19 protein-coding genes are annotated in these 19,016 nt (G+C 71.5%); 16 read left to right on the top strand and 3 right to left on the bottom strand.

Annotated features, from left to right (window positions below):
• The first annotated feature begins 130 nt into the window (after nucleotides 1-130).
• The 12 genes from glyA to ACFV3E_RS25805 all read left to right on the top strand — a co-directional run bounded on the left by glyA (nucleotide 131) and on the right by ACFV3E_RS25805 (nucleotide 11,367).
• Nucleotides 131-1,432, top strand: coding sequence for a serine hydroxymethyltransferase (gene glyA, locus ACFV3E_RS25860; RefSeq protein WP_500536804.1), 1,302 nt, complete (start codon nucleotides 131-133; stop codon nucleotides 1,430-1,432).
• Between the two features lie 118 nt (nucleotides 1,433-1,550).
• Nucleotides 1,551-2,858: an MraY family glycosyltransferase gene (locus ACFV3E_RS25855; RefSeq protein ID WP_500536803.1), complete on the top strand. Its 1,308-nt coding sequence runs from the start codon at nucleotides 1,551-1,553 to the stop codon at nucleotides 2,856-2,858.
• 255 nt (nucleotides 2,859-3,113) lie between these two features.
• Nucleotides 3,114-3,527: a Cg1360 family ATP-synthase-associated protein gene (locus ACFV3E_RS25850; RefSeq protein ID WP_500536802.1), complete on the top strand. Its 414-nt coding sequence runs from the start codon at nucleotides 3,114-3,116 to the stop codon at nucleotides 3,525-3,527.
• A 210-nt stretch (nucleotides 3,528-3,737) separates the two neighbouring features.
• The gene (gene atpB / locus ACFV3E_RS25845) at nucleotides 3,738-4,568 is read left to right on the top strand and encodes a F0F1 ATP synthase subunit A (RefSeq protein ID WP_431965728.1); all 831 of its coding nucleotides are present in this window, start codon (nucleotides 3,738-3,740) and stop codon (nucleotides 4,566-4,568) included.
• Between the two features lie 78 nt (nucleotides 4,569-4,646).
• Nucleotides 4,647-4,889: an ATP synthase F0 subunit C gene (gene atpE / locus ACFV3E_RS25840; RefSeq protein WP_018563527.1), complete on the top strand. Its 243-nt coding sequence runs from the start codon at nucleotides 4,647-4,649 to the stop codon at nucleotides 4,887-4,889.
• Between the two features lie 44 nt (nucleotides 4,890-4,933).
• Nucleotides 4,934-5,479, top strand: coding sequence for a F0F1 ATP synthase subunit B (locus ACFV3E_RS25835; RefSeq protein WP_018563526.1), 546 nt, complete (start codon nucleotides 4,934-4,936; stop codon nucleotides 5,477-5,479).
• The gene (locus ACFV3E_RS25830) at nucleotides 5,476-6,291 is read left to right on the top strand and encodes a F0F1 ATP synthase subunit delta (protein WP_500536801.1); all 816 of its coding nucleotides are present in this window, start codon (nucleotides 5,476-5,478) and stop codon (nucleotides 6,289-6,291) included. Before ACFV3E_RS25835 ends, ACFV3E_RS25830 begins: the two co-directional genes overlap by 4 nt.
• Nucleotides 6,292-6,380: 89 nt before the next feature.
• Entirely contained in the window at nucleotides 6,381-7,952 is a 1,572-nt protein-coding gene (gene atpA, locus ACFV3E_RS25825) for a F0F1 ATP synthase subunit alpha (RefSeq protein ID WP_499514038.1), read from the top strand.
• 2 nt (nucleotides 7,953-7,954) lie between these two features.
• Nucleotides 7,955-8,872, top strand: a complete 918-nt coding sequence (locus tag ACFV3E_RS25820) for a F0F1 ATP synthase subunit gamma (RefSeq protein WP_499514039.1) — start codon at nucleotides 7,955-7,957, stop codon at nucleotides 8,870-8,872.
• 2 nt (nucleotides 8,873-8,874) lie between these two features.
• Nucleotides 8,875-10,317: a F0F1 ATP synthase subunit beta gene (gene atpD, locus ACFV3E_RS25815; protein ID WP_500366280.1), complete on the top strand. Its 1,443-nt coding sequence runs from the start codon at nucleotides 8,875-8,877 to the stop codon at nucleotides 10,315-10,317.
• A gap of 123 nt (nucleotides 10,318-10,440) precedes the next feature.
• Entirely contained in the window at nucleotides 10,441-10,821 is a 381-nt protein-coding gene (locus tag ACFV3E_RS25810; protein WP_500536882.1) for a F0F1 ATP synthase subunit epsilon, read from the top strand.
• A gap of 99 nt (nucleotides 10,822-10,920) precedes the next feature.
• Entirely contained in the window at nucleotides 10,921-11,367 is a 447-nt protein-coding gene (locus ACFV3E_RS25805; protein WP_499514041.1) for a DUF2550 domain-containing protein, read from the top strand.
• Nucleotides 11,368-11,517: 150 nt separating this feature from the next.
• On the opposite strand, the gene ACFV3E_RS25800 is transcribed toward ACFV3E_RS25805, so the two are convergent.
• Nucleotides 11,518-12,168: a response regulator gene (locus ACFV3E_RS25800; protein WP_500536800.1), complete on the bottom strand. Its 651-nt coding sequence runs from the start codon at nucleotides 12,166-12,168 to the stop codon at nucleotides 11,518-11,520.
• Nucleotides 12,165-13,367, bottom strand: a complete 1,203-nt coding sequence (locus tag ACFV3E_RS25795; RefSeq protein WP_500536799.1) for a sensor histidine kinase — start codon at nucleotides 13,365-13,367, stop codon at nucleotides 12,165-12,167. Before ACFV3E_RS25795 ends, ACFV3E_RS25800 begins: the two co-directional genes overlap by 4 nt.
• Before the next feature lie 135 nt (nucleotides 13,368-13,502).
• Between ACFV3E_RS25795 and ACFV3E_RS25790 the strand changes: the two genes are divergently transcribed.
• Nucleotides 13,503-14,054 (top strand): hypothetical protein, encoded by a 552-nt coding sequence (locus ACFV3E_RS25790; RefSeq protein WP_500536798.1) that lies wholly within the window; start codon nucleotides 13,503-13,505, stop codon nucleotides 14,052-14,054.
• 10 nt (nucleotides 14,055-14,064) lie between these two features.
• On the opposite strand, the gene ACFV3E_RS25785 is transcribed toward ACFV3E_RS25790, so the two are convergent.
• The gene (locus tag ACFV3E_RS25785; protein ID WP_500366273.1) at nucleotides 14,065-14,637 is read right to left on the bottom strand and encodes a cob(I)yrinic acid a,c-diamide adenosyltransferase; all 573 of its coding nucleotides are present in this window, start codon (nucleotides 14,635-14,637) and stop codon (nucleotides 14,065-14,067) included.
• A gap of 241 nt (nucleotides 14,638-14,878) precedes the next feature.
• Between ACFV3E_RS25785 and ACFV3E_RS25780 the strand changes: the two genes are divergently transcribed.
• From ACFV3E_RS25780 to ACFV3E_RS25770, 3 genes are all read left to right on the top strand, one after another.
• Complete coding sequence (locus ACFV3E_RS25780) at nucleotides 14,879-15,727, top strand: 3-hydroxyacyl-CoA dehydrogenase family protein (RefSeq protein WP_500536797.1); 849 nt, start codon at nucleotides 14,879-14,881, stop codon at nucleotides 15,725-15,727.
• A 189-nt stretch (nucleotides 15,728-15,916) separates the two neighbouring features.
• Nucleotides 15,917-16,240 carry an STAS domain-containing protein gene (locus ACFV3E_RS25775; protein WP_018563514.1) on the top strand — a complete coding sequence of 108 codons (324 nt, stop codon included), beginning with the start codon at nucleotides 15,917-15,919 and terminating at the stop codon, nucleotides 16,238-16,240.
• 222 nt (nucleotides 16,241-16,462) lie between these two features.
• Nucleotides 16,463-18,961 carry an ATP-binding protein gene (locus tag ACFV3E_RS25770; protein ID WP_500536796.1) on the top strand — a complete coding sequence of 833 codons (2,499 nt, stop codon included), beginning with the start codon at nucleotides 16,463-16,465 and terminating at the stop codon, nucleotides 18,959-18,961.
• Nucleotides 18,962-19,016: the final 55 nt, after the last annotated feature.

The raw sequence follows: 19,016 nt of genomic DNA, 5'->3' as shown, positions 1-19,016 counted from the left end.
TGCCGCGGCACGGCGGCGCGGCCCCTGGCGGAAACCCGGCCCCCGGTGGAGCACAAAGCGGCGCGAAATGTCCGGAAGGGTGCAACAGTGGCAGGTGAGAACCTTCCCAGCCGCCCCCGGGAGCGCCGCCATGCCCACCGCGGAAGCGTCTTCACCCCACATAGTCACCCCCACGCTCCCGGCCGGGGGCCGCGGCCTCGACGAGCTGCGCGCCCATGACCCCGAGCTGGCCGACATCCTCCTCGGGGAGGCCCAGCGGCAGGCCTCGTGCCTGCAGTTGATCGCGGGCGAGAACTTCACCTCCCCGGCCGTCCTGACGGCGCTCGGCTCGCCGCTCGCCAACAAGTACGCGGAGGGCTATCCCGGTCACCGCCACCACGCCGGGTGCGAGCTGGTGGACCTGGCCGAGCGGCTGGCCGTGGAAAGGGCCACACGGTTGTTCGGAGCCGCGCACGCGAACGTGCAGCCCTACTCCGGCTCCTCGGCCGTGCTGGCCGCCTACGCGGCCCTCCTGGTCCCCGGGGACACCGTCCTGGCGATGTCGCTGGCCCACGGCGGCCACCTCACCCACGGATCCGAGTCGAACTTCTCCGGCCGCTGGTTCCGCATCGCCGGCTACGGGGTGACGCGGGGCGGGACCTTCGAGGAGGGCGGCCTGATCGACTACGAGCAGTTGCGGGTCCTGGCCCACCGGCACCGCCCGAAGGCGATCGTCTGCGGCGGCATCGCCTACCCCCGGCACATCGACTACGCCGTCTTCCGGGAGATCGCGGACGACGTCGGCGCGTACCTGATCGTGGACGCCGCGCACACGCTCGGCCTGGTCGCCGGCGGGGCCGCCCCCAACCCGGTGCCGTACGCGGACGTGGTGTGCGCCACCACGCACAAGACGCTCCGCGGCCCGCGCGGCGGGCTGGTCCTGTGCGGCGCGGACCTGGCCCAGCGCATCGACCGGGCGGTCTTCCCGTTCTCGCAGGGCGGCCCCCACATGCACGCCGTCGCGGCGAAGGCGGTGGCCCTCGGGGAGGCGGCGCGGCCGGAGTTCGCGCTCTACGCGCACCAGGTCGTCGCCAACGCCCGCACGCTCGCCGGCGCGCTCGCCGCGCGCGGCCTGCGCATCGCGACCGGCGGCACGGACACGCACCTGATCGCCGCCGACGTGTCGGCCCTGGGGGTCACCGGGATGCGTGCCCGCGGGCTGTGCGCGGCCGCCGGGATCGTGCTGGACAAGTACACGCTGCCGTACGACACGGAGCCCTGCGCGGCCGGTTCCGGCATCCGTCTGGGCACCGCGTCGGTGACCACGCAGGGGATGGGCGAGGAGCAGATGCCGCAGGTCGCGGACCTGATCGTGCGGGCGCTGCGGGAGGAGCGGGGACTGGCGGGCGAGGTCGCGGAACTGGTCGAGGGCTTCCCCCCGTACCCCGGCTGAGACGTGCTTCACAGGGGGCGCGGGCCGCCCCCGGGAGTGGTGTGTGCAACCCTGGGTACCCGCTGTGAGTCTTCGTCTGTGTTTACAGTCGCCACCCGGACGCGAATAGGGTGTGGCCGTGCGCGAGTACCTCTTGACCCTCTGCGTGGCAGCCGCCGTGACCTACCTCCTCACGGGGCCGGTGCGGAAGTTCGCCATCGCGGCGGGCGCCATGCCCGAGATCCGTGATCGTGACGTCCACCGCGAACCCACGCCACGCCTCGGCGGCATCGCCATGTTCGGCGGTCTGTGCGCGGGCCTGCTGGTGGCGGCCCATCTGACCAACCTCAAGAGCGTCTTCGAGCTCTCCAACGAGCCGCGGGCACTGCTCTCCGGCGCCGGGCTGATCTGGCTGCTGGGCGTGCTGGACGACAAGTGGGGCGTGGACGCGCTGATCAAGCTGGGCGCGCAGATGATCGCGGCCGGCGTGATGGTGCTGCAGGGTCTGACCGTGCTGTGGCTGCCGATCCCGGGCAAGGGCATCGTCGCGCTCACACCGGTGCAGTCGACCCTGCTGACCGTGGCCCTGGTCGTGATCACGATCAACGCGGTGAACTTCGTCGACGGACTCGACGGACTCGCGTCCGGAATGGTGTGCATCGCCGCGATCGCGTTCTTCATGTACGCGTACCGCATCTGGTACGGATACGGCATCGAGGCCGCCGCCCCGGCCACCCTGTTCAGCGCGATCCTCATCGGGATGTGCCTGGGTTTCCTGCCGCACAACTTCCACCCCGCCCGGATCTTCATGGGCGACTCGGGCTCGATGCTGATCGGCCTGGTGCTGGCCTCCGGCGCCATCTCGATCACCGGCCAGACCGACCCCGACGCCATCACCAACCTCACCGGCTCGACCCGGGACACCACGCACTTCATGGTGCCGGTCTACATGCCGCTGCTGCTGCCGCTGACGCTCATCGCGATCCCGGCGGCCGACCTGGTGCTGGCCATCGTGCGCCGCACCTGGAACGGGCAGTCGCCGTTCGCCGCCGACCGCGGCCACCTCCACCACCGGCTGTTGGACATCGGCCACTCGCACAGCCGGGCCGTGTGGATCATGTACTTCTGGTCCGCGCTGATCTCCTTCGGCGCGGTCGCCTTCTCGGTCAACTCCTCCAGCCTGTGGATCGTCCTGGGCATCGTGATGCTGAGTGCCATGGGACTGATCGCCCTGCTCATGCCGCGCTTCCGGCCCCGGGCCCCGCGCTGGGCCGAGGCGTTCGTCCCGCCGCGCTACCGCCGTACCCGGGTGGAGGCCGCGCAGGCGGCGCACGCCGCCGCGGCGGCCACGATCGCCGCGGGGGAGGCCCCCGGCGTCAACGGTGCGACCGCGCTGAGCGCACGGTCCCTGGTCGACGCCGGACGGGGCACGGGCACCCGTCCGTAGGCCGGCCGCGCGATAGCACACCCGTGTTGCGGCGTCAGGCAGGCGCCACGCCTGTTACTCCTTCCGTGTGACAGGTCACACACGAACCGGGTAAAGACCTCATCAAATAGTTTGTGATACCGTTCACGAGAACCCGGAATCAAGCCGAAAGACCCTAGTGCGATGGTCTTCCGGCGTGAGGCATGTCCTCGCCGCCGGGCTACGCTCGTCCTCGACGACCCCTGTGCCCCCAACCTCGCCGGAGGAGCTGCCGCCATGCAGTCCAACGACGTCCGAACGCTCCTGAACTGCGCCGTGCCCGCCGCTGCCGCGGGGGTGATCGCGGTGGCTGTGTCCGGCATGCTCGCGGGCGGCAAGGGCGCGATCGGCGCGGGCTTCGGCGCGGTGGTGGTGATCGTGTTCATGGGAATCGGTCTGACGGTGCTTCAGCGCACCGCCCGTTCCTACCCCACGCTGTTCCAGGCGATGGGCCTGATGCTCTACACCGTGCAGCTGCTGCTCCTCGCCATCGTGCTGGCCGTGTTCAAGCACACGACGCTGTTCGACACCCAGGTGTTCGCCTTCACCCTGCTCGGTACGACCCTGGTGTGGATCGCCGCCCAGGCCCGTGCTCATATGAAGACCAAGATGCTGTACGTGGAGCCCGGATCCGCCGGAACTTCGTCGTGAACAGCAGGGCCGGTGCGGGCGAAGTTCCGCTCGTTTGCTATCGTCCGGTCTCAACTGCGGCAGAGCTGGCGCGGGTGGCAGTCATGCCTTCGCAACAGCCCTTCGGCTCAGCGCCCACCCGCCGCCCCCACATCCGTAAGACCAGTCCAGTGCCGTTCCGTGGCCACGTGCCGCGCCGACACGTAGAGGTTGCCGTACCTATGCGTCACGCTGAAGGAGCTCTCGGTGAGTGATGTAACGACGCTCGCCTTCGAGACGAACTGCCACATCTTCGACGGGTGCGGCTTCCCGGCCCCCGGCCTGCACTCCTTCCTCTTCAAGCCGTTGATCGGCGACGCGGACAGCAGCGCCTACTTCAACAAGACGATGCTGCTGGCGCTGCTGGGCAGCATCGTGATCGTCGGCTTCTTCTGGGCTGCCTTCGCCAAGCCGAAGATCGTCCCCGGCAAGCTGCAGATGGTCGCCGAGGCCGGCTACGACTTCGTGCGCCGCGGGATCGTCTACGAGACGATCGGCAAGCGTGACGGCGAGAAGTACGTGCCCTTCATGGTGGCGCTGTTCTTCTTCGTCTGGATCATGAACCTGTGGTCGATCGTGCCGATCGCCCAGTTCCCCGTCACGGCGATCATCAGCTACCCGGCCGCGCTGGCCGCGATCGTCTACGTCACGTGGATGTCGCTGACCTTCAAGAAGCACGGCTTCGTCGGTGGCTGGAAGAACATCACCGGCTACGACAAGAACCTCGGCGCGGTGCTGCCGATGGTCGTCGGCCTGGAGTTCCTCTCCAACGTGATCGTCCGGCCGTTCACGCACGCGGTGCGTCTGTTCGCCAACATGTTCGCGGGTCACGTCCTGCTGCTGCTGTTCACCATCGCCAGCTGGTACCTGCTCAACGGGATCGGCATCGCCTACGCCGGTGTCTCGTTCGTGATGGTCATCGTGATGACCGCCTTCGAGCTCTTCATCCAGGCCGTCCAGGCGTACGTCTTCGTGCTGCTGGCCTGCTCCTACGTCCAGGGCGCGCTCGCCGAGCACCACTGAGCACCCGCGCGACGCACAGCCCCCCGATTGTCCGGTGGCCAACCCCCACCGGTCCGTGAAAGAGAAGGAAGAAACAGCATGTCCGCTGTGAACCTCGCCGCCACCCAGATCCTCGGCAACCTGGGCTCCATCGGCTACGGCCTCGCGGCCATCGGCCCCGGCGTCGGCATCGGCATCATCTTCGGCAACGGTACGCAGGCCCTCGCCCGCCAGCCCGAGGCCGCCGGCCTGATCCGCGCCAACCAGATCCTCGGCTTCGCCTTCTGTGAGGCGCTCGCGCTGATCGGTCTGGTCATGCCGTTCGTCTACCCGACCTCCTGAGTCCGGGCTGACGAGACCAACCCCTTTCGACGGAAGGCATTGATGTGAACGCCCTGGCACAGCTGGCGGCCGAGGAGGCGGAGAACCCCCTCATCCCGCCGATCCCAGAGCTCGTCATCGGTCTCATCGCCTTCGCCATCGTCTTCTTCTTCCTCGCCAAGAAGCTCCTCCCGAACATCAACAAGGTTCTGGACGAGCGGCGCGAGGCCATCGAGGGCGGCATGGAGAAGGCCGAGGCCGCACAGGCCGAGGCTCAGCGGACCCTCGAGGAGTACAAGCAGTCGCTCTCCGAGGCCCGCCACGAGGCCGCGCGTCTGCGCCAGGAGGCGCAGGAGCAGGGCGCCGCGCTCATCGCCGAGATGCGTGCGGAAGGCCAGCGGCAGCGTGAGGAGATCATCGCCGCCGGTCACGCCCAGATCGAGGCCGACCGCCGGTCCGCCGCGCACGCCCTGCGCCAGGACGTCGGCAAGCTCGCCACCGACCTGGCCGGCAAGATCGTCGGTGAGTCCCTCGAGGACACCGCCCGCCAGAGCCGCGTGATCGACCGCTTCCTCGACGAGCTCGAGGAGAAGGCCGAGGCCGCGCGATGAACGGAGCGAGCCGCGAGGCACTGGCCACCGCGCGCGAGCGCCTCGACGCGCTGGCGGACAACACGTCCGTCGACGCGGCGAAGCTCGCCGAGGAGCTGGCCGCCGTCACGGGGCTGCTCGACCGCGAGGGTTCGCTGCGCCGCGCCTTGACCGACCCCGCGCAGCCGGGAGAGGCCAAGGCGGGTCTGGCGCAGGCGGTCCTCGGCGGGCAGATCGGCGGCGAGACGTCCGACCTGGTGGCGGGCATGGTCCGCAGCCGCTGGTCGCAGTCGCGTGATCTGACCGACGCGCTGGAGGAGCTGTCCTACGGCGCCGACCTGATCGCCGCGGAGCGTGCGGGAGTCCTCGACGACGTCGAGGACGAGCTGTTCCGCTTCGGCCGCATCGTCTCCGGCAGCAGCGAGCTGCGGGCGGCGCTGACCGACCGCGCCGCGGGGACCCAGCCGAAGGCGGCCCTGCTGCACTCGCTGCTGGGCGGCCGCGCCAACCCGGTCACCGAGCGGATCGTGGTCCGTCTCGTGACCCACCCGCGAGGCCGTAGCCTGGAGGCAGGGATCGACGCCCTGTCCAAGCTGGCGGCAGCGCGCCGTAACCGCACGGTTGCGGTCGTGGTCTCGGCGGTTCCGCTGAGCGACCGGCAGAAGCAGCGCCTCGGCGCCGCGCTGGCCACGATCTACGGCCGGCAGGTGCACCTGAACCTCGACGTGGACCCCGCGGTCCGCGGCGGCATCTCGGTTCGGGTCGGCGACGAGGTCATCGACGGGACCATCGCGGACCGCCTCGAAGAGGCGAGTCGGCGGATGGCCGGCTGAACCAGCCACCAACTCAAAGAGCAGTACCAGCGGCCCGAGTTGGGCCGTAGCGAATACTTCGGGCCCAACAAGGAGAGCAGGGAACCCAGATGGCGGAGCTCACGATCCGGCCGGAGGAGATCCGGGACGCGCTGGAGAACTTCGTCCAGTCGTACAAGCCGGACGCGGCCTCGCGCGAGGAGGTCGGAACGGTCAGCCTGGCCGGCGACGGTATCGCCAAGGTCGAGGGTCTGCCCTCGGTCATGGCGAACGAGCTGCTGAAGTTCGAGGACGGCACCCTCGGTCTCGCCCTCAACCTCGAGGAGCGCGAGATCGGTGCGATCGTCCTCGGCGAGTTCAGCGGCATCGAGGAGGGCCAGCCGGTGCAGCGCACCGGTGAGGTGCTCTCCGTCGCGGTCGGCGAGGGATACCTGGGTCGCGTCGTCGACCCGCTCGGCAACCCGATCGACGGCCTCGGCGAGATCGAGACCGACGGCCGCCGCGCCCTGGAGCTCCAGGCTCCCGGCGTCATGGCCCGTAAGTCCGTGCACGAGCCGATGCAGACCGGCCTCAAGGCCGTCGACGCGATGACCCCGATCGGCCGCGGTCAGCGTCAGCTGATCATCGGCGACCGCCAGACCGGCAAGACCGCCCTGGCGATCGACACGATCATCAACCAGCGTGACAACTGGCGTTCCGGCGACCCCAAGAAGCAGGTCCGCTGCATCTACGTCGCCATCGGCCAGAAGGGCTCCACCATCGCCGGCGTGCGCGCCGCGCTGGAGGAGGCCGGCGCCCTGGAGTACACCACGATCGTGGCGGCCCCGGCGTCCGACCCGGCCGGCTTCAAGTACCTCGCCCCGTACACCGGCTCGGCCATCGGCCAGCACTGGATGTACGACGGCAAGCACGTCCTGATCGTCTTCGACGACCTGTCCAAGCAGGCCGACGCCTACCGCGCCGTCTCGCTGCTGCTGCGCCGCCCGCCGGGCCGTGAGGCCTACCCGGGTGACGTCTTCTACCTGCACTCGCGCCTGCTGGAGCGCTGCGCCAAGCTCTCCGACGAGCTGGGCGCCGGCTCGATGACCGGTCTGCCGGTCGTCGAGACCAAGGCCAACGACGTCTCGGCGTTCATCCCGACCAACGTCATCTCCATCACCGACGGCCAGTGCTTCCTGGAGTCCGACCTGTTCAACGCGGGCCAGCGCCCGGCGCTGAACGTCGGTATCTCGGTCTCCCGAGTCGGTGGCTCGGCGCAGATCAAGGCCATGAAGTCGGTCGCCGGCCGACTGCGCGTGGACCTCGCCCAGTACCGCGAGCTGGAGGCGTTCGCCGCCTTCGGTTCCGACCTGGACGCGGCCTCCAAGGCGCAGCTGGAGCGCGGCAAGCGCATGGTCGAGCTGCTGAAGCAGGGCCAGTACGCCCCGTTCCCGATCGAGGACCAGGTCGTCTCCATCTGGGCCGGCACCACCGGCAAGCTGGACGACGTGCCCGTCGAGGACATCCGCCGCTTCGAGCGCGAGCTGCTGGACTACCTCCGCCGCGAGAAGAAGGACCTCCTGCTGAGCATCGCCGAGACCGGCAAGCTCGGCGACGACACGGTCGAGGCCCTGACCGACGCGGTCGTGGAGTTCAAGAAGCAGTTCGAGACCTCGGACGGCAAGCTGCTGGGTGAGGGCTGAGCATGGGCGCCCAGCTTCGGGTATACAAGCGCCGCATCAAGTCCGTCACCGCGACCAAGAAGATCACGAAGGCGATGGAGATGATCTCCGCGTCCCGGATCGTCAAGGCCCAGCGCCAGGTCCACGCCTCGTCCCCGTACGCCGACGAACTCACCCGCGCGGTGGCCGCGGTCGCGACCGGTTCGAACACGAACCACCCGCTGACCACGGAGACCGAGAACCCGACGCGCGCCGCGGTGCTGCTCATCACGAGCGACCGCGGTCTGGCCGGCGGCTACTCGTCCAACGCGATCAAGGCCGCCGACCGGCTCACCGAGCAGCTGCGCTCGGAGGGCAAGGAGGTCGTCCACTACATCGTCGGCCGCAAGGGCGTGGCGTACTACGGCTTCCGTGAGCGCGCGATCGAGGACTCGTGGACCGGGTTCACCGACAAGCCGACGTACGCGGACGCCAAGTCGGTGGCCGACCCGCTGATCGAGGTGGTCCTCAAGGACACCGCCGAGGGCGGCGTGGACGAGCTGCACATCATCTTCACGGAGTTCGTGTCGATGCTGACGCAGGCGCCGGTGGAGAAGCGGCTGCTGCCGCTCTCGCTCGTCGACGCCACCGGTGGCGAGGCCCGCAAGGAGGGGGAGATCCTCCCCCTGTACGACTTCGAGCCGTCGGCTGAGGGCGTCCTGGACGCGCTGCTGCCGCGGTACGTCGAGAGCCGGATCTACAACGCGCTGCTGCAGGGTGCCGCTTCCGAGCACGCCGCCCGCCGCCGCGCGATGAAGTCGGCGACCGACAACGCCGAGGAGCTCATCAAGACGCTCACGCGGCTTGCCAACCAGGCCCGCCAGGCCGAAATCACCCAGGAAATCAGCGAGATCGTCGGTGGCTCCAGCGCCCTGGCCGACGCGTCTGCGGGGAGTGACTAATCATGACCACCACTGTTGAGACGGCCGCTGCCACGGGCCGCGTCGCCCGGGTCATCGGCCCGGTCGTCGACGTGGAGTTCCCCGTCGACGCCATGCCGGAGATCTACAACGCCCTCACCGTCGAGGTCTCCGACCCGGCCGAGGCCGGCAAGAAGAAGACGCTGACCCTCGAGGTCGCCCAGCACCTGGGCGACGGCGTGGTCCGCGCGATCTCGATGCAGCCCACCGACGGTCTGGTCCGCCAGGCCTCGGTGACCGACACGGGCACGGGCATCACCGTCCCGGTCGGCGACTTCACCAAGGGCAAGGTGTTCAACACCCTCGGTGAGGTGCTGAACGTCCCCGAGGAGAACGCCAACGTCGGCGAGCGCTGGACGATCCACCGCAAGGCGCCGAAGTTCGAGGACCTCGAGTCCAAGACCGAGATGTTCGAGACCGGCCTGAAGGTCGTCGACCTGCTGACCCCGTACGTCAAGGGCGGCAAGATCGGTCTGTTCGGCGGCGCCGGTGTCGGCAAGACCGTCCTCATCCAGGAAATGATCATGCGTGTGGCGAAGCTGCACGAGGGCGTTTCCGTGTTCGCCGGCGTCGGCGAGCGCACCCGTGAGGGCAACGACCTGATCCAGGAGATGGAGGAGTCCGGCGTCCTGGACAAGACCGCCCTGGTCTTCGGCCAGATGGACGAGCCCCCGGGCACCCGTCTGCGCGTGGCGCTGGCCGGTCTGACCATGGCGGAGTACTTCCGCGATGTGCAGAAGCAGGACGTGCTGTTCTTCATCGACAACATCTTCCGCTTCACCCAGGCCGGTTCCGAGGTCTCCACGCTGCTCGGCCGCATGCCCTCCGCGGTGGGTTACCAGCCGAACCTCGCGGACGAGATGGGCCTCCTCCAGGAGCGCATCACCTCGACCCGTGGTCACTCGATCACCTCGATGCAGGCGATCTACGTCCCCGCGGACGACCTGACCGACCCGGCGCCGGCGACCACCTTCGCCCACCTGGACGCGACGACCGTTCTGTCCCGTCCGATCTCGGAGAAGGGCATCTACCCGGCGGTGGACCCGCTGGACTCGACGTCCCGCATCCTGGACCCCCGCTACATCGCGGCGGACCACTACGAGTGCGCCATGCGCGTCAAGGGGATCCTGCAGAAGTACAAGGACCTCCAGGACATCATCGCGATCCTCGGTATCGACGAACTGGGCGAGGAGGACAAGCTCACCGTCCACCGCGCCCGCCGCATCGAGCGCTTCCTGTCGCAGAACACCCACGCGGCGAAGCAGTTCACCGGCATCGACGGCTCCGACGTCCCGCTGGACGAGTCGATCTCCGCGTTCAACGCCATCGCCGACGGAAAGTACGACCACTTCCCTGAGCAGGCGTTCTTCATGTGCGGTGGCATCGAGGACCTCGAGCGCAACGCCCGCGAGCTCGGCGTCAGCTGACGCCCGTCGCCTGACGGCTCACCGTGGCAGGGGGCGGACCCTGTGTCCGCCCCCTTGCCGCACCCCCGTTATCCTTTGTTTTATGCACCCGCCGGACGGCGGTGGGTGCCGACCCGAGGAGCCATCTTGGCTGAGCTGCACGTCGAGCTGGTCGCAGCGGACCGCAGTGTCTGGTCCGGCGAGGCCACACTTGTCGTCGCACGCACCGAGTCCGGCGACATCGGCGTCATGCCGAACCACGAGCCGCTGCTGGGCGTGCTCCAGTCCGGTCCGGTGACGATCCGCACCGGCGAGGGCGGCACCGTCGTCGCCGCGGTGCACGGCGGTTTCATCTCCTTCGCGGACAACAAGCTGTCGGTGCTCGCGGAGATCGCCGAGCTCGCCGACGAGATCGACGTCCAGCGTGCGGAGCGGGCTCTGGAGCGTGCGAAGGCCGACGCCGACGCCGCCAGTGAGCGCCGCGCCGAGGTCCGGCTGATCGCCGCGACCAGCGGGTCGCGCTGAGCACCCGGCCCACCGGGCCATGAGCCGCGGGAGGCCCGTGAGGGTGTCCCGCGGCTGCAGTATCCCTATTCGTGACACGGAGCGAGGAGGTCGGTGGGCGTGATCCTCGCTTTTCAGGTGTGCGGGGCCCTGGTGGCGGTGGCGCTGCTGGGGCTGTTCGTCTTCGGGCTGCGGCGCCGGCTGATCCAGCGGCCCGGCGGGACGTTCGACTGCAGCCTGCGGATGCCGCCCACCGGCGCCGGTGAACCCTCCGGCAAGGGCTGGGCGTACGGCGTCGCCCGCTACAGCGGTGACCGGATCGAGTGGTTCCGGGTCTTCTCGTACGCGCCCCGGCCGCGCCGGGTGCTGGAGCGCTCCGCCATCGAGGTGCTGCACCGCCGCGTCCCGGAGGGGCAGGAGGAGCTGGCGCTCCTCTCCGACTCCGTCATCCTGGTCTGCGAGCACCGCGGCACCCGTCTGGAACTCGCCATGAGCGACGACGCCCTCACCGGCTTCCTCGCCTGGCTCGAGGCCGCCCCTCCCGGCCAGCGGGTCAACGTCGCCTGACAGTCTGTTCCCCCCCCGCTGGTTGGGGGTCCCCCCGGACGAAGTCCGGGGGAGGGTCAACGTGGCCTGACATTCTGTTCCCCCCGCTGGTTGGGGGTCCCCCCGGACGAAGTCCGGGGGAGGGTCAACGTGGCCTGACCGGCGCCGGCCCTAGGGCCGTACCGACAGCCCCCATTCCTGTGCGAGCACCGCGGCCTGCACGCGGCTGCGCAGCTCCAGTTTGGCCAGCATGCGGCTGACGTGCGTCTTCGCCGTGGCCTCCGCCATCTCCAGCCGCGCCGCGATCTCCGCGTTGGACAGGCCCTCGCCCACGCAGACCAGCACCTCCCGCTCCCGTGGCGTCAGCGCGCCGAGGACGGCGTGGTCGGCCGCCGGCCGCGGCCGCGGGCGGGCGAACTCGCCGATCAGCCGGCGGGTCACCGCGGGCGCGATCATCCCCTCGCCGCGGGCCACCAGCCGTACGCCCTCGATCAGCCGGTCCGCCTCGGTGTCCTTCAGGAGGAATCCCGCGGCTCCCGCCCGCAGCGCCCCGAAGACGTACTCGTCCAGGTCGAAGGTGGTGAGGACGAGCACGTCCGCCAGCCGCTCCGCGACGATCTCCCGGGTCGCGGCGACCCCGTCCAGCCGGGGCATCTGGAGGTCCATGAGGATCACGTCCGGGCGCAGCTCACGGGCGACGCGGACCGCGGCCTCCCCGTCGGCCGCCTCGCCGACCACATCGATGTCCGGGACCGAGCCCAGGATCAGCACCAGCCCCGCCCGTACCGCGGCCTGGTCCTCGGCGACGACCACACGGATCATGCGTTCCCCTCCATGGGCAGTACCGCCCTCACCCGCCATGTCGTGCCCTCCCGGCCCGCCTCGAAGGTGCCGCCCAGCAGCTCGGCGCGTTCCCGCATCCCGATCAGGCCGCTGCCTGAGCCGGGGGCCCGGGGGTCCGGCCGGTGCCCCGGGCCGCCGGTCCGGCAGGGGCTCGCCACGGTCACCGTCAGCGCCTCGCCCTCCTGCTCCAGCATGACGGGCACCTCGCCGGGCGCCGCGTGCTTCAGGACGTTGGTCAAGGACTCCTGCGCGATCCGGTAGGCCGCCAGCTCCACCGGCGCGGGCAGCGAGGCGGCACCCTCGGGGCGCCCGTCGCGCAGTACGAAGGCCGAGTGCGGGGCCGCCGCGCGCATCTGTTCCAGGAGCGCGTCCAGGCCGGCCAGCCGCGGGACGGGGGCCGGCTCCCCGTCCTCGCCCGCCGAGTCGCGCAGCAGCCCGATGAGCCGGCGCATCTCGGACAGGCCCTCGACGCTGTTCTCGCGGATCACCGCCAGCGCCTCGCGGGCCGGGCCCTCGTGGCGGTCCAGGGACAGCGCGGCGGTGGAGTGGATGGCGATCGCGGAGAGGTGTCCCGCCACCATGTCGTGCAGTTCGCGGGCCATCCGGGCCCGCTCGCGGCCCACCGCCTCCCTGCGGTCCAGCTCCGCGAGGAGCGCGGTCTGCTCCGCGCGCAGCCGTTCGTGGGCGGCCTCGTCGCGGTGCCGTCGCACCACCACGCCCGTCCAGGCGGGGGCGACCGAGACCAGGGCACCGATCACACCGATCAGCAGGGACTCGGCGACCGGGTGCACCGCCACGGCGGTGACGGTGAGCGCGGCCGTGCCGAGCACGCTGACGACCGGCACGACCCGGGTCAGCCGCTTCGGCCCGTACAGGACGGCGGCGTACACGAGGTCGGTGAACATCAGCACGGTCACCAGCAGCGAGCCGATCACGAAGTCCGTGCAGAAGGTGAGCGCGCCGAGGACGATCGCGACGCGGGGCGCGGTCCGCCGCAGCAGTTCGCATCCGGCCATGATCACCAGCGGGAGCAGCGGCAGCCAGCGGTGGTCGCCCGCCGGATGGTTCCCGGAGCGGGTGTACAGCCCGAACGCCCACATCGCGAGGCCGCCCGCGGACCCCGACACGGCGATCAGCACGTCGTCGCGGTGCGGGCGCCGGGCGGCGGTGGTCGTCATGGGCCCATCCCAGCACGCGGCGCGGACGGTGCGCGTCGGCCGGTGGTCGGACCCGGCGCGTACACCGAAGGATGCAGCCGGGTCTCATCAGCACCGACGACGCGCCCCGCGGCGGCCGCGGGGGAGCCTTGCGGCATGTTGGTGACCCTGATCGTCGGGTGCGAGATCGCCTTCTGGGTGCTGCTCGGCGCCGGGCTCGCGGTGCGCTACCTGCTGCGCCGGCCCCGGGCGGGCGCCGCGCTGCTGGTGTGCGTGCCCCTGGTGGACCTGGTGCTGCCGGCCGCGGCGGCGGCCGACCTGCGCGACGGTGGCACGGCCGCCGCCCGGCACGGTCTCGCCGCCGCGTACGTCGGCTTCTGCGCCGGCTACGGCCACTGCGTCGTCCGCTGGGCCGACGCCCGCTTCGCGCACCGCTTCGCGGGGGGTCCCAAGCCGCCGCGGGCGCCGGAGTACGGCAGGGCCCGAGCCCTGCACGAGTGGCGGCTGCTCGGCCGTACCGCGGTGTCCGCCGCGGTCGCGGCCGCCCTGCTGCAACTGGCCGTCCGGCTCGTCGCGGACGCCGGACGCACGGCCGCCCTGGGGGAGTGGCAGGTGCGGATGGCGGCGACGACGGGGATCCACGCGGTCGTCGCGGCGAGCTACACGCTGTGGCCCAAGAGGGAGCCGGCCGGCTCGCCGCGCGCGTGAGCGGGCGGGGTCAGCGGTTCTCGCCGGGCACCCACAGCACGTCGCCGACCTCCTTGTTGGCCGTACGGGCCAGGATGAACAGCAGGTCGGACAACCGGTTGAGGTAGGTGGCGGTGAGCGGGTTCATCGTCCCGCCGTGCTCCTCCAGCGCGGCCCACGTGGACCGCTCGGCGCGGCGGACGACCGTGCACGCCTGGTGGAGCAGCGCGGCGCCCGGGGTGCCGCCCGGCAGGATGAAGCTGCGCAGCTTCTCCAGTTCCTCCAGGAAGCGGTCGCAGTCCGCCTCCAGCCGGTCCACGTAGGTCTGCTCGACGCGCAGCGGCGGGTACTTGGGGTCGGGGACGACGGGCGTCGCGAGGTCGGCGCCGACGTCGAAGAGGTCGTTCTGTACCCGTACGAGGACGGTTACGACCTCCTGCGGGAGCGCGCCGACGGCGATCGCCACGCCGATCGCCGCGTTCGCCTCATTGGCGTCCGCGTAGGCCGAGATGCGGCTGTCGGTCTTGGCCGTACGGCTCATGTCGCCGAGGGCGGTGGTGCCGTCGTCCCCGGTCCGCGTGTAGATGCGCGTCAGATTGACCATGTGTCGAGCGTAGTCAGGCCGCGCCCGGCGCGCGCTCCGCGACGGGCCCGCGGCGGGGGAGGCGGATGCGGACTCCGGGGGCGGTCCCGGTCAAACTGGACGCGGTGCGCCAGCAACTGGGCGCCGGGGCCCTCAACTGTGCGACGAAGGACACAGGGTGACCCGCCTCTCTTCCTGCTGCGCTCCGCTGTGAAGCGACGTTAAGGTCCCGGCAACAGCATCGAGAAGATAGGTGTGTGCCGTGGCGAAGAAGCTCGCCGTCATCGGAGCCGGCCTGATGGGCTCCGGCATCGCGCAGGTGTCCGCACAGGCGGGTTACGAGGTCGTCCTGCGTGACATCACGGACGAGGCGCTGGCCAGGGGCAAGGGCGGGATCGAGGCGTCCTACGAGAAGTTCGTCGCCAAGGGCAAGCTCGCTGCGCAGGACGCGGCCGCCGCGCTCGCGCGCATCACCACCACCACCGACCTGGACGCGGCCGCCGACGCCGACATCGTCGTCGAGGCCGTCTTCGAGAAGATCGAGGTCAAGCAGGAGATCTTCCGCGCGCTGGACAAGATCGCCAAGGCGGACGCGGTGCTGGCCTCCAACACCTCCGCCATCCCGATCACCAAGATCGCGGCGGTGACGGAGCGCCCGGAGAGCGTGGTCGGCACCCACTTCTTCTCGCCGGTCCCGCTCATGCAGCTGTGCGAGCTGGTCCGCGGCTACAAGACCGGCGACGCGACCCTGGCGCGCGCCAAGGCCTTCGCCGAGGAGATCGGCAAGACGACCATCGTCGTCAACCGGGACGTGGCCGGCTTCGTCACCACCCGGCTGATCGCGGCGCTGGTCGTCGAGGCCACCAAGCTCTACGAGTCGGGCGTCGCCACGGCCGAGGACATCGACATCGCCTGCAAGCTCGGTTTCGGCCACGCGATGGGCCCGCTGGCGACCGCCGACCTCACCGGCGTCGACATCCTGCTGCACGCCGCCGACAACATCTACACCGAGTCCCAGGACGAGAAGTTCGCCCCGCCGGAGCTCATGCGGCGCATGGTCGACGCGGGCGCGCTCGGCCGCAAGAGCGGCGAGGGCTTCTACCGGTACTGACGGAGCGTCAACCGGAAGGGCCCAGTCCGGTGCGGATGGCCGGAGGACTGGGCCCCTCGGACCTTTCCTGTCACTCGCAAGGGTGAATTCGGTATCGGTTCGCTCACAGACGGCAACCTCTTCGTACGACGGACCGTCAGTTACGTAGAACCACGGCAGTTCCACCCATTCACTCCACGGGGAGGCGTAATGCACATCAGGGGCGATCACGCCGAGCTGGTCGTCGGGGGCCGCCTCGACGTCCGCACCGCGGCGGACGCCCGCAAGGTCCTGCACAGCGCCGTGGACGGCGGCCACGGCGACCTCGTGCTCGACCTGACCGAACTCGACTCGTGGGACGCGACGGGTCTGGGGGTCATCATGGGGGCGCACCGCCGCTGCGGCCGGGCCGACCGGCGCCTGGTCCTGCGGGGCGTGCCCGCGCAGATGCAGCGCCTGCTGGTCGCCACGCGGCTGCACCGCATCCTGGTCATCGAGGGGGGAATCGCGGCAGAAGCACTGCCGCGGACCTAGCGCACCCACCGGGCGCGCCGATACGGAAGCGGCAAGCCCGGACAGATTCGGACGCAAGGGCGGCATGGCCGCCCTGGGCTTCGCACAGACTGCGGGAAGGTTTAGGGTTCGGTTCCGGCGTGCCTCAACCCCGTACGCCGAGGACGGGAGCCGGACCGGTCCCACGGCGCAACCGCGGGCCCGGTGGGGCCTCGCCGCGACGCATATGGGGGGCGGAGACTAATGGACCCACACGGACCCGACATGACCGGTGACGAGTACGGCGCACAACAGGACTCCACGGGCTTTGCCGACGCGACATCGGCCGGCGGCGCGGAGGACGGCACCGCGCCGACCCCGCGCGTCAGCCGGCCGCCGCGCGACCCGCTCGCCCTCGAGGTCGGGGCGGGCACGGGGGACAGCGACGCGCCACGCGTCGTCGAACTCCTCGTGGGCGACTGCAGGCTGACCCTCAACCCCGTCGACGGCAGCGAGGTCAGCTCCCTCGCCCCCGGCGACCTGCCCGCACCCGTACGGCGCACGGCGGACGAGCGCGCCGCGCTGACCGCCGCCGCCCGGCCGGCGGTGCCGCCGGGGCCACGCGCCCCCGAGCTCCCGCTGCTGGAGCGCGAGGAGGAGCGCAAGCGCCTGGTGCGGCTGCTCTCCCGGGGCCGTTCGGTGCGCGTCACCGGGCCCTCCGGCGCCGGCCGCAGCGTGCTGCTCGACGCGGTGGCCCGGGCCTGCGAGGACCTCGCCCCCGACGGCGTGATCCGGCTCTCCGGCTACCGGCGGACCCCCAGCGACCTGCTGCAGGAGCTCTTCGCCACCGTCTACGACACCGAGGACTACCGCCCCGACCGTAGCCGCCTGCTGGAGCTGCTGCGCGACATCGGCGGGGTCGTGGTCCTGGACGACCTGGAGTTCGGCGGCGCTTCCCTGGAGGAACTGCTCGCGGCGGCGCCCGAGTGCGCCTTCCTGTTGTCCACGACGCCCGACGTGCCGGCCCCCGCCGGCGACTCCCTGGTCGAGGAGGTCTTCCTCCCCGGACTGCCCCGGGTCGCCTGCCTGGAACTGCTGGAGCTCTCCGCGGGCCGCCCCCTGGTGGAGGAGGAGACCGCCTGGGCGGCCGACCTGTGGTTCGAGTCCGAGGGCCTGCCGCTGCGCTTCGTCCAGGCCGGTGCGTTGCTGCGGCAGCGCGACGCGCTCGGGGCGGAGATCCTCGCGGCCGACGAGTCCGTGTGGGGCGACGTGGAGGCGGCGGACGAACTCCCCGTCGAGGCGCCCTTCGACACCGAGCCGGGCGCGTCGGCCTCGCACGTGCCGCTGCCCTCGCTCGCCGAGAGCGCCGCGCCCGCCGCCCTGCTCGCCTCCCGCCTCGGCGCCTCCGCGCAGGAGGCGCTGCGCTTCGCGGTGGCCCTGGGCGGCGAGTGCCCGCACCAGGCGCACCTGCCGGCGCTCGTCGGCGACACCCACGGAGACGCCGCGCTCGGCGAGATCGTGGCCGTCGGGCTCGCCGTCCCCGTCGCGGCGCACCACCGCCTGGCGGCCGGTGTGAGCCGCCAACTGGCCCTGGTGGACGGACTGGCCGCGGAGGCCGCCGCCGAGGGCTCACCGCAGGCGCTGGCCGCCGCCCAGCACTACGCCTGGTGGGCCGGGCACCCCTCCGTCACCCCGAGGCGCGTCGCCGCCGAGGCGGAGGCCATCCTGGCCGCCCTGAGCGCCGCCCGGGACGGCGGGCACACCAGCGCGGCCGTGCTCCTGGCCCGTACGGTGGCGCCCGTCCTGGCGGCCGCCATGCACTGGAGTGCGTGGGAGCGCGCGCTGCGCGTCGGCCAGGAGGCCGCCCGGCTCGCCGGGGAGGTGGCCGAGGAGGCGTACTTCCTCCACGAACTCGGCGTCCTGGCGCTGTGCCTCGGCAACCTGGACCGGGCCCGCAGCGAACTGGAGGCCTCGATAGCCCTGCGCGGTGCCCTCGCGGACCGCCAGGGCACCACGGTGGGGCGCCGCACCCTCGCGCTCGTCGTGGACCGCGCGGGCGGCCCTGTGCCCGGCACGGGCCTCGCGGGCGTCGAGACCCCGGCGACGGGCACCGACATATCCGAGGCGCCCACGACGATCATCGGCAAGCGCCTGGCCGCGGCGGCCGCCGTCCCGCGCCGGATCGCCCTCACCGGCTCCCGCCGCAACCTCGTCGCCGTCGGCGCGGGCGCCCTGCTGGCCGCCGTCCTCGGCACCGTCGTCACCCTCGGCACGACGGCCTCCGGCGGTGACCAGAACACACCCATGAACGTCAAGCCGGTCGAGTCCGCCCAGGAGGACGACGCGGACGACGGCTTCCCGGCCGAGGACGCCCCGAGCCCCGGCTCCAGCCGGCGGCCCAGCCCCTCCGCGAGCGGCACCACGCCGGGGTCCACCGGCGCGCCGGGCGGTGCGGTCGACCCGGGTACGGGCGGCGGGGAGACCGAGCAGCCGGGCGGCGGGGAGACGTCACCGACGAAGAAGCCGGGCGGTGGGACCCCCGGAAAGCCGACGCCGTCGAAGACGCCGACCAAGTCGCCGACACAGCCCTCGACCCCGCCGAGCAGCGAGCCCCCGACGTCTCCCCCGACGTCGCCGGATCCCACCGAGACGACTGAGCCCAGCGACACCACCAGCGCCAGCGGGCCGTCCGAGACCGCGGTCGCCACCACGGATCCCGGCACCCCGGTGGACGAGTCCTCCACGTCCGGAACGATCGCCTGACCGGCGCCCGGCACGGCGCGGCCGCGGTGGTCTGCCGACCGCCGGGCCGCGCCGT

It is taken from the genome of Streptomyces sp. NPDC059718, from assembly GCF_042733315.1.
Classification (GTDB): Bacteria; Actinomycetota; Actinomycetes; order Streptomycetales; family Streptomycetaceae; genus Actinacidiphila.
This window is presented reverse-complemented; position numbering and strand designations above follow the sequence as displayed.

Coding starts and splice junctions, on each gene's coding strand:
- glyA (WP_500536804.1), top strand. CDS start 131: ATGCCCACCGCGGAAGCGTCTTCACCCCACATAGTCACCCCCACGCTC.
- ACFV3E_RS25850 (WP_500536802.1), top strand. CDS start 3,114: ATGCAGTCCAACGACGTCCGAACGCTCCTGAACTGCGCCGTGCCCGCC.
- atpE (WP_018563527.1), top strand. CDS start 4,647: ATGTCCGCTGTGAACCTCGCCGCCACCCAGATCCTCGGCAACCTGGGC.
- ACFV3E_RS25830 (WP_500536801.1), top strand. CDS start 5,476: ATGAACGGAGCGAGCCGCGAGGCACTGGCCACCGCGCGCGAGCGCCTC.
- atpA (WP_499514038.1), top strand. CDS start 6,381: ATGGCGGAGCTCACGATCCGGCCGGAGGAGATCCGGGACGCGCTGGAG.
- ACFV3E_RS25820 (WP_499514039.1), top strand. CDS start 7,955: ATGGGCGCCCAGCTTCGGGTATACAAGCGCCGCATCAAGTCCGTCACC.
- atpD (WP_500366280.1), top strand. CDS start 8,875: ATGACCACCACTGTTGAGACGGCCGCTGCCACGGGCCGCGTCGCCCGG.
- ACFV3E_RS25800 (WP_500536800.1), bottom strand. CDS start 12,168: ATGATCCGTGTGGTCGTCGCCGAGGACCAGGCCGCGGTACGGGCGGGG.
- ACFV3E_RS25795 (WP_500536799.1), bottom strand. CDS start 13,367: ATGACGACCACCGCCGCCCGGCGCCCGCACCGCGACGACGTGCTGATC.
- ACFV3E_RS25790 (WP_500536798.1), top strand. CDS start 13,503: ATGTTGGTGACCCTGATCGTCGGGTGCGAGATCGCCTTCTGGGTGCTG.
- ACFV3E_RS25785 (WP_500366273.1), bottom strand. CDS start 14,637: ATGGTCAATCTGACGCGCATCTACACGCGGACCGGGGACGACGGCACC.
- ACFV3E_RS25775 (WP_018563514.1), top strand. CDS start 15,917: ATGCACATCAGGGGCGATCACGCCGAGCTGGTCGTCGGGGGCCGCCTC.
- ACFV3E_RS25770 (WP_500536796.1), top strand. CDS start 16,463: ATGGACCCACACGGACCCGACATGACCGGTGACGAGTACGGCGCACAA.